Below are 9,335 nucleotides of genomic sequence, written 5' to 3'. Positions count from 1 at the left end.
ATATTTCCATTCTATCATATTTGAATAGAAAATATTGGATTCCCCTAAATTCACACCTGTCTCGTATATCTCCACAAATATACAAACTAGTTCCTTAACGTACAGGGAATAAATTGAAATGCGTCAATTTTATGTCTAAATGTACAGTTTTCTTTTTTGGGTATGGTGCCCCTAATAGCTTCAGTTGAATTTTGTATGCTTTTAGTTACAAGAGATTAAGAAAGAATAGATGAGATATTGAAACGGAGGTACGGAAGTGCAAGATAATGAACTGGAACAATTAATAAACCGTCGTTCCGTATTATCCTCCGAAAAAGAACGTGAAATATTAGCGACGGATTTAAATGATATATATGAGAGTAGTCAAAGGTTTGAAAAGTTGCTTGAGAGTATGGTGAACTTTCAGCAAAATAAAGATGACTTAATAGATATATTAATTGAAGTAGAGATAGAACTAGATCACATCAATTGGCATTATAAAAGTCTGAAGAAAAAGCTGAAAGTAGTAATGAAAGAATAAAAAGCACGACCTTATTTAAAAAAATAAGATCGTGCTTTATTTTAGTTCCCTTTCCCAAAAAGATGAGAAAATGTATCTTTCAAATCACTATCGTTTATTTTAATATCCGCCTTTTTTAATTCATCTTGTAATAATTTTTGACCGAAGGAAGGGTCGGTAATACGTTCTTCTTCTAAGTCTTTACGTATAGAGTCTTTCACTTCATCGTAAGGTTTTAAATCTTTTTTATCAGTTAGTTTAATAATGTGATAGCCGTTTGGTGATTTAACGGGATTGCTAATTTGGCCAGGTTTTAATTTGTAAGCAGCTTTTTCAAATTCAGGTGTCATTTTGCCTGCCCCGAAGTATCCGAGGTCTCCGCCATTATCTTTTGATAATATATCTTGAGACTCTTGTTTCGCTAATTCTTCAAATGAAGTGCCGGTATCTAATTTCTTCTTTATTTCTTTCGCTTCATTTTCGTCACTTACTAAAATATGACTAGCTTTAATTTCTGGTTTATAGTGGTCTTTCACATCTTTTTCTGTAACGCTTTGTTTAATCGCTTCATTTAATGAAAGTTTGAATCTAATTTGATTTTTGAAATCTTCTTCATCTTTTAAACGATTATTTTCTAGTGTTGCTTTGAATTGTTCTCCATATTGATCTTTTGCTTTTTCTACTTCTTTATCTACTGCATCATTAGATACTTTATATTTTTTAGTAATAACATCTTGTGCTACCATTTCGTATAGCATGTCTTTTCCATATCGATCTTTCAATTGTTTTTCGAAATCGCTCTTCGCAATGGTTGAGTTTGTTGTTGTAGCGATTGTGGCCGAGTCATTTTTTTGTCCGCAAGCAGATAGCATTAATATACTTATTAGTGCAGTGATAATGAATGTATTTTTTCCTTTCATGCTAACACCTCATCCGAATATGTTATCGCTATTGTAGAATATAGAAGTGAACATGAAGTGAATTTTTAATGTTTTTTCCCTGTAAAATGTAAAAAAAAGTACATCAACATTAACGTTGATGTACGATGTAATCAAAGGTGATCGGTTTTCTTAGAATATGCACGTTTCCCTTGCTGAATATTTTTTTGCTCTTGTTCATTTTTTTGAGTGCGCTTTGCATTATTGTCGCGTGCTTTTTTGTCGTTATCGCTCGTATGTGGCATATGTATCAACTCCATTTCTAAACGTTGTATGTTTATCATTTCCTTTTTCGTAAAGACTATGTATAGCGGTGCATTCATGAATACTAAAGGTGGATTAGAAATGGATTTGAAGCTGAATTATACTGAACTTATTAAGAAGTTAGTCGTTGTGATTATTGCAGGTTTATTAAATGCGATTGGGATGAATTTATTTTTAACACCAGCGAAAGTATATGCGAGTGGCTTTGCTGGATTGTCTCAATTATTATCGCAAGTATTAGGTGACTTTTTATCCATTCATATATCTACGGGTGTATTGTTTAGTTTATTTAATATTCCCGTCGTTATTTTAGCATGGAAAAAGGTTGGAAAGGCTTTTACGTTTTTTAGTTTTCTCTGTGTTATATTTATGACTTTGTTTTTAGAAATTATCCCAGTTAGAGCGGTTTCGAATGATATTATATTGAATGCGATTTTTGGTGGTATTATTTCCGCGATTGGGGTAGGAGTTGCTTTAAAGTGGGGTACTTCTACAGGTGGCCTAGATATTATCGCCATGATTTTATCAAAGATAAAAGATAAGCCTGTCGGCACGTATTTTTTCTTCTTTAATGCACTTATCATTATCGCTGCTGGCTATGTGTATGGATGGGAAAAAGCATTATATACTTTAGTCACTTTGTATATATCAACGAGAATTATTGATGCGATTCATACCCGTCATGTGAAGATTACGGCATTAATTGTTACAAAGAACGGGGTAGATGTGCGAAAAGCGATTCACTCTCGCTTAGTGAGAGGGATTACAACTATACCAGCAACAGGTGCTTATACAAATGAAAATAAAGAAATGTTAATGATTGTTATTACTCGTTACGAGCTGTACGAATTAGAGAGGGTTATTAAACAAGTGGACCCAGGTGCATTTACAAATATACTGCAAACGGTCGGAGTGTTTGGGTTATTTCGAAAAGATTAAAGAGGACCAAAGCTGGTCCTCTTTTTTAATGCGAATTCGTAATGTTTTGCAATTGCTCCTGCATTTCACGTAGCTGAACTTTTTCAGCAGTTGAAGAGTTTGCATAAGCAGAGTGCAAAGAGTTTTTTGCTCTATAAACGAGTTCCTGTTGTTCAGCGCCACTTGAACAAGAAACGGCACTTGAAACAGCGTCTCTAGCTTGTTGGAATAGTAAGTTTCCCATTAAACCCCTCCAAACGAAGAGTTACTTCTCGCTTTTTCTGCCTCAGCTAATGTACCTCTGTACGGGAATCTTGCATCATGCTTCATAACAGCATCGGCTCCTTGCTGGATAAAACGTTTTGATTTGTTCTTTTTACCCATTCGAAAAACCCCCTTTATTTAGCTGAAAACAATTGACGCGCTGACTTTTGCGTCTAATAATAGTATGAGCGTTTGGCGAGAAACTATAAGCAGGGAATTTTTAGATTACAATCCAAGAACCTCTTCTAAATATAGAGCGATACCATCTTCTTCATTCGTTAATGTCGTATGATTTGCGAGTGATTTTAATTCAGGAATTGCATTACCCATTGCGATTCCATGACCAGCAAATTCGATCATTTCAAAGTCGTTATCCTCATCACCAAAAGCGATAATTCGCTCTTTAGGAATATTATAATGGCCTGAAATTTTTTGTAATCCGACAGCTTTATTTAATCCGCTTTTTACAATTTCAATAATTGGCCAAGGTGCACCCCATTTTCTATGGTCGATGACTTCAGCATGCATATCTGTTAAATGTTGGCGAATTGCAGCAGAATGCTCGTCATGTGCATCGATTAATAAGCAAGTTGGATGGTCGTTTAAAGTATTTAATAAATCTCCTGTGAAAATCTTAGGAGAACCGAATTCAAAAATATGTTTTTTATCTTCATCAATTTCACGGACATACACATCATCGATGACTTCAGCATAGACATTTTTCACGCCGAAATCAAAGCAAGCTCGGACGATTTCTTGCGCTGTTGAAAGTTCAAGAGGAGAGTGATGTGTTCCCCAACTTGAATCAAGAGGGTGATGCACGTAAGCTCCATTAAAGTTTACGATTGGTGTGTTAAGGGTAAGTTCTTTATAATAATCGTAACTAGCGCGGAATGGGCGCCCTGTTGAAATAACGACAATATGACCTTGTTCTTTTGCTTTTGCAATTGTTTTTTTCGTTCTTGGAGAAATTATTTTGTTGTCTGTTAATAAAGTTCCGTCTAAGTCTAATGCGATTAAATGTTGTTTATTCATAATTTCACCTCTTATAATAATTTTTTTGTTTCTATCTGTATTTCCGTTTTTAATATGCAGAAATAAGAGGTTAGACTGGGTGAAACTACTGTAGATGAAAGTTTCACTATATATCCATCTTACGTCGCGAAGCGCTGTGGTGTCTACTATTTCTCATTGGAAATCAGGGAAAAGTCAATATATTTTTAGAAAGTTCAAACAATGTTTCTTTCATTATGTACAATTTGTGAAAAGGGTTACATTGTTTGAATGATGCGACTTATAATGAACATGTAATCTTCTCGTATATGTTTGACTCTCCTTTGGAACTGGCCTAAACTTAGGTTGGTTTCTTTTTTTTCAACAAATATACCAATAATTCCTGCTTAAGGTTGTGTAATTATATATATGTACATGGATAAACGGTAGTACTGTTTCCTAAACATGACAGAAAAGCTTTCTTTTAAAATGGATATACTAATGAGGCAAGACGTCATGGAAGGAGAATGGAAATGGGACAAAATCGCAGGTTTCGTTCAGGGCAAAAGGCGCCAAATGATGGCATTTACGTAGAAATTGGTGAAACGGGAAGTATGGTGAAAGATCCACAAATGGTGAAATTAACTGCGGGGGAAAGGTTTCCAGAGAACGCAAATCATAACCGTCAGTGGACATATAAAAGAAAACCGTAACAGAAGCCGCAATCGTTATTGCGGCTTTTTTTGATTAGGAAAATGAATGTTACTTTTTTCTTTTTCCAATAATAAGTTGGAACTACATAAGCAAAATTATTGTATAAAAAAGTCAGTTGGCGTATAATCAAATCAAAGGTCAAAGAAAGTCAAACATTTGGAGGGCTGTAAAGATGGACTTAAATCAAATGACAACGAAAACACAGGAAGCGATTATGAGTGCTCAATCTTTAGCGGTATCTCATCATCATCAAGAAGTAGATACTGTTCATCTGTTGCTTACGTTATTAGAGCAGCAAGACGGATTAACAGTACGTATTTTTCAAAAAATGAATGTCGATATAGAAGCGTTAAAGCAAGGTGTAGAAAGTTTAATTAAGAAAAAGCCTTCTGTAACTGGAAGCGGGGCAGAGGCAGGGAAATTATATGTAACAGGTGCTTTGCAACAACTGCTTGTAAGAGCAGGAAAAGAAGCGGAGAAATTGCAAGATGACTATATTTCAGTCGAACATGTATTACTTGCTTTTTCTGAAGAAAAAGGCGATATAAATCAATTATTTACAAAATTTTATATTACGAAAGATAACTTATTACAGTCTTTAATGACAGTTCGGGGGAATCAAAGAGTGACTAGTCAAAATCCAGAAGTAACTTATGAAGCGTTAGAAAAATATGGCCGTGATTTAGTGGCGGAAGTAAGAGCGGGGAAAATTGATCCTGTAATTGGTAGAGATAGTGAAATTCGCCGCGTGATCCGTATTCTTTCACGTAAAACGAAAAATAACCCCGTTTTAATCGGGGAACCAGGTGTTGGTAAAACAGCAATCGTTGAAGGATTAGCACAGCGTATTGTAAAAAAAGATGTCCCAGAAGGATTAAAAGATCGAACAATTTTCGCTTTAGATATGAGTGCACTTGTGGCCGGAGCAAAATTCCGCGGTGAGTTTGAAGAGCGTCTGCAAGCTGTATTAAATGAAATTAAAAAGAGTGAAGGCCGCATTTTATTATTCATTGATGAACTTCATACAATCGTCGGCGCTGGTAAAACAGAAGGAGCGATGGATGCAGGAAATATGTTAAAACCAATGCTAGCACGTGGTGAACTGCATTGTATCGGGGCAACGACATTAGATGAATACCGTAAATATATTGAGAAAGATCCAGCATTAGAAAGACGTTTCCAACAAGTATTAGCAGAAGAGCCAACTGTTGAGGATACAATTTCCATTTTACGTGGTTTAAAAGAGCGTTTTGAAATTTATCACGGTGTAAATATTCATGACCGCGCGATTGTAGCAGCATCTGTTTTATCAGATCGATATATTTCAGATCGTTTTTTGCCCGATAAAGCAATTGATCTTGTTGATGAAGCTTGTGCAACAATTCGAACAGAAATTGATTCTATGCCAACAGAATTAGATGAAGTAACGCGCCGCATTATGCAGCTGGAAATTGAAGAAGCTGCTCTTGGGAAAGAAAAGGACTTAGGTAGTCAAGAGCGCCTAAAAACATTGCAACGTGAATTATCGGATTTAAAAGAAGTTGCAAGTAGTATGAGAGCGAAATGGGAGAAAGAAAAAGAAGACATTCATAAAGTGCGTGACTTACGTGAACATTTAGAGCGCTTGCGCCGTGAGTTAGAAGAAGCAGAAGGAAATTACGATTTAAATAAAGCAGCTGAGCTTCGCCACGGGAAAATTCCAGCTATCGAAAAAGAGTTAAAAGAAGCGGAAGAGATGGGTGCACATAATAAACAAGAGAATCGTTTATTACGCGAGGAAGTAAGTGAAGAAGAAATTGCAGACATTGTTTCAAGGTGGACTGGTATTCCTGTCGCAAAACTCGTTGAAGGTGAACGCGAGAAATTACTACGCTTAGAGCAGATTTTATCAGAGCGTGTAATCGGCCAAGAGGAAGCAGTAAGCTTAGTATCAGACGCAGTTCTTCGTGCACGCGCTGGTATTAAAGATCCGAATCGTCCAATTGGTTCATTTATTTTCCTAGGACCTACAGGTGTTGGTAAAACTGAACTTGCAAAAACATTAGCACAAACGTTATTTGACAGTGAAGAGCAAATGATTCGTATCGATATGTCTGAGTATATGGAGAAACACGCAGTGTCACGCTTAATTGGTGCGCCTCCTGGATATGTTGGATATGAAGAAGGCGGACAATTAACAGAAGCAGTAAGACGTAAACCGTATTCTGTTATTTTGTTAGATGAAATCGAAAAAGCACATCCAGAAGTATTCAACATTTTATTACAAATGTTAGACGATGGACGCATTACAGATTCACAAGGACGTACAGTAGACTTTAAAAACACAGTTATTATTATGACTTCAAATATTGGATCGGCTCACTTATTAGAAGGGCTAGAAGAAGATGGTTCTATTAAAGAAGAGTCAAGAGAACTTGTAATGGGACAATTAAGAGGACATTTCCGACCAGAATTTTTAAACCGTGTCGATGAAATTATTTTATTTAAACCTCTTACAAGGAATGAAATTGAAGGTATTGTTGATAAGATTGTACAAGAATTACAAGGGCGTTTAGCAGATCGCCACATATCATTAGAATTGACGGAATCTGCAAAAGAATTTGTTGTAGAAGCTGGGTTCGATCCGATGTACGGAGCTCGTCCGTTAAAACGATACGTACAGCGTCAAGTTGAAACGAAATTAGCGAGAGAATTAATTGCAGGAACGATTACTGATAATAGTCATGTAGTTGTTGATGTTGAGAATAATGAATTAGTCGTTCATGTAAACTAAAAAAAGAGTTCGGATAAAATCCGGACTCTTTTTAGTGTTGTTCTACTGGCTCGTTTGGAATCGCAGCTGCAATCGCTAATACTAATACCGCAAGAACAACTGAGAAAATAGACGCTTGGTTAAAATCGTATGTACCGCCAGTCATAGAGCCGATTACGTAGCTCATCATATGTACAAGCGCGAACGACCAAATTAATGCCCAAATGAAACGCATATTTTACACCTCTATTCGTTCAATCTGTCCTTATTGTAACACAATTGAAAAAAGAATATAGAAAAATATTTGTAGATTTTTCAACGCAAATTTGTATTCTGTTCATACATTATAAAAGAGTACTTTTATACGTTTAGAAAATAAGGCGGGGGAAAAATGAGTATTACAGAACGTTTTTTTTACTTAGAAAAAGAACCATGTGTAATTTATTTACCGGAAAAGCCAAATGGATTTTCTGTTATGCTCCTAGGAGATTATAACTATTTTATTGAGAATGGTACAAGTTTATGGACACAGCATGCAGGGAGAGCTTATTTTTTACAGGGCCTTATTGAAAAAGGCTACACAGTCTTTTCGTCTAACTTATACGGAAGGCATTGGGGGAACGACCGAGCTGTTCGTCTAGCAAAACGTTTGTATGATGTCGTTCTAAGAAAAGAGACATTGAATACGAAAATGCACATTATGGCAGATGGTATGGGAGCGCTTGTAGCACTGGAGATGATGAACAAATACCCTGAATGTATACGTTCTGTCGTTATGTTAAATCCGTGTTTAGATTTACCAGAATATGTGGAGTTTGAGAAAGAGCATAAGTTTTTTTACAAAAGATTAGTGAAGGAATTAAGTTTGGCGTATGATTCCAAAGAAGAAGAATTAGAATCAAAAATAAATAAGAAATCATTTGCACTTCTTCCGTCTTGTGTACCTGTTAAAATTTTTGTCTCAACACAGGAAAAAAGAGGAAGAAAACAATTGTTACGTAAATACGAGAAAATGAGGCAATTCAATCAATGCGATACTTCTGTTTTATTCCATCTGCAAGATGTGAAATATAAAATGGTTAGACAAACGTGTGATTTCTTTGGAAAATATGAAGAAGAATTGTGAAGCTCCCATATACATAAATGAGGAGCTATTTGTTTCAAGGGGAAAGGGTTGGTGGTATGAAACGCGTGCTGATTATAGGTGCACTTACGTTTGTAGGTTATCACCTTGTGAATAAAATGATTGCAGAAGAAGTAGAAGTATATGGTCTTGATTTTGATGAATTTGATAGTATGACAAAAGTTAATGAAGAGAAATTATTGTTGATTGGGCGGAATGCGTTATTTACGTACTATTCTATAAGGGATGAAGACGGATGGCGATCGGTAGAGGAAGAAAGTTTCGATACAGTTTATTTTTGCTTGTATGAGCCGAATCAGCAAAGTGGATTTCGGAATGAAAGGGTCATATTACAATATTTAAAACGAATCGTAAGGATGTGTGAAAAAAATAACGTAAAGTTAAATCTAATTTCTTCTATTGAAATAGGAAGCACTGAAGAATCCGAAAACAAACGTCTATTTTCGAAGGTGGAAGAAGGGTTGAAAAAAGGCGAATTACAATATAGTGCATATCGAGTTCCTACATTATATGGGCCGTGGCAACCGTCGTTTATGATGTATCATCAGCTTATTTTATCAGAACTTGATGACAAAGAGTGCCGTTGTATAAATGGAGAAAAAGGAAGCGATTTACTTTACGTTGAAGATGTATGTGAATATTTATGGGAACATGGAATGAATGTAAAGCACCTCGGTGTATATAATTTACTTAGCGGAAAAGAAGAGTTATGGGAAAAAGGTATGACCTTGCTGCATGCAGATGATAAAGTAAATAAAAAAAATGTGGAAGTAAGAGATGAAGCTGTAGAGGTTATTTCTATTCAAAAAAATACACCAGTAGAATTCGGTTTAAATAAACAATTGGCAC

At 35.7% G+C, this 9,335-nt stretch carries 12 protein-coding genes; 6 read left to right on the top strand and 6 right to left on the bottom strand.

The genetic code is table 11. The annotated features are described in order from the left end of the window. The first annotated feature begins 256 nt into the window (after positions 1 to 256). Positions 257 to 520 carry a hypothetical protein gene (locus tag AB3X48_RS13580; RefSeq protein ID WP_016104167.1) on the top strand — a complete coding sequence of 88 codons (264 nt, stop codon included), beginning with the start codon at positions 257 to 259 and terminating at the stop codon, positions 518 to 520. Between the two features lie 41 nt (positions 521 to 561). Here the strand turns inward: AB3X48_RS13580 and prsA are convergent, their stop codons facing one another. Together prsA and AB3X48_RS13570 are read right to left on the bottom strand one after the other, a co-directional pair. Then, entirely contained in the window at positions 562 to 1,419 is an 858-nt protein-coding gene (prsA, locus tag AB3X48_RS13575) for a peptidylprolyl isomerase PrsA (protein WP_016104168.1), read from the bottom strand. Between the two features lie 131 nt (positions 1,420 to 1,550). After that, complete coding sequence (locus AB3X48_RS13570; RefSeq protein ID WP_001120851.1) at positions 1,551 to 1,682, bottom strand: DUF3941 domain-containing protein; 132 nt, start codon at positions 1,680 to 1,682, stop codon at positions 1,551 to 1,553. A gap of 100 nt (positions 1,683 to 1,782) precedes the next feature. On the opposite strand from AB3X48_RS13570, the gene AB3X48_RS13565 reads away from it, so the two are divergent. Then, positions 1,783 to 2,640, top strand: coding sequence for a YitT family protein (locus AB3X48_RS13565; RefSeq protein ID WP_016104169.1), 858 nt, complete (start codon positions 1,783 to 1,785; stop codon positions 2,638 to 2,640). Between the two features lie 25 nt (positions 2,641 to 2,665). On the opposite strand, the gene AB3X48_RS13560 is transcribed toward AB3X48_RS13565, so the two are convergent. The 3 genes from AB3X48_RS13560 to AB3X48_RS13550 form a co-directional block, all read right to left on the bottom strand. Continuing rightward, a complete protein-coding gene (locus AB3X48_RS13560) occupies positions 2,666 to 2,863 on the bottom strand; it encodes a DUF3813 domain-containing protein (RefSeq protein WP_002011309.1) in 198 nt (65 codons plus the stop codon). Continuing rightward, positions 2,863 to 3,003, bottom strand: coding sequence for a hypothetical protein (locus AB3X48_RS13555; protein WP_000516816.1), 141 nt, complete (start codon positions 3,001 to 3,003; stop codon positions 2,863 to 2,865). The genes AB3X48_RS13560 and AB3X48_RS13555 overlap by 1 nt, the downstream gene beginning before the upstream one ends. 105 nt (positions 3,004 to 3,108) lie before the next feature. Continuing rightward, positions 3,109 to 3,918, bottom strand: a complete 810-nt coding sequence (locus tag AB3X48_RS13550; RefSeq protein ID WP_016104170.1) for a Cof-type HAD-IIB family hydrolase — start codon at positions 3,916 to 3,918, stop codon at positions 3,109 to 3,111. A 491-nt stretch (positions 3,919 to 4,409) separates the two neighbouring features. Here AB3X48_RS13550 and AB3X48_RS13545 point away from each other — a divergent pair, with 491 nt between their 5' ends. Together AB3X48_RS13545 and clpB are read left to right on the top strand one after the other, a co-directional pair. Continuing rightward, a complete protein-coding gene (locus AB3X48_RS13545; protein WP_002117000.1) occupies positions 4,410 to 4,589 on the top strand; it encodes a YjzC family protein in 180 nt (59 codons plus the stop codon). Positions 4,590 to 4,762: 173 nt separating this feature from the next. Then, the gene (gene clpB / locus AB3X48_RS13540) at positions 4,763 to 7,363 is read left to right on the top strand and encodes an ATP-dependent chaperone ClpB (protein WP_016104171.1); all 2,601 of its coding nucleotides are present in this window, start codon (positions 4,763 to 4,765) and stop codon (positions 7,361 to 7,363) included. Positions 7,364 to 7,394: 31 nt separating this feature from the next. Here clpB and AB3X48_RS13535 read toward each other — a convergent pair whose 3' ends face one another. Then, on the bottom strand, positions 7,395 to 7,577 hold the full coding sequence (locus AB3X48_RS13535; RefSeq protein WP_001211111.1) for a YjzD family protein: 183 nt from the start codon (positions 7,575 to 7,577) through the stop codon (positions 7,395 to 7,397). 156 nt (positions 7,578 to 7,733) lie between these two features. On the opposite strand from AB3X48_RS13535, the gene AB3X48_RS13530 reads away from it, so the two are divergent. Beyond that, complete coding sequence (locus tag AB3X48_RS13530; protein ID WP_016104172.1) at positions 7,734 to 8,468, top strand: lipase family protein; 735 nt, start codon at positions 7,734 to 7,736, stop codon at positions 8,466 to 8,468. Positions 8,469 to 8,497: 29 nt separating this feature from the next. Then, the coding region (locus tag AB3X48_RS13525) for an NAD-dependent epimerase/dehydratase family protein (RefSeq protein WP_367959676.1) at positions 8,498 to 9,335 on the top strand (838 nt) is incomplete at its 3' end.

The sequence above is a fragment of the Bacillus sp. S4 genome (assembly GCF_040838205.1).
Lineage (GTDB): Bacteria > Bacillota > Bacilli > Bacillales > Bacillaceae_G > Bacillus_A > Bacillus_A cereus_U.
This window is presented reverse-complemented; position numbering and strand designations above follow the sequence as displayed.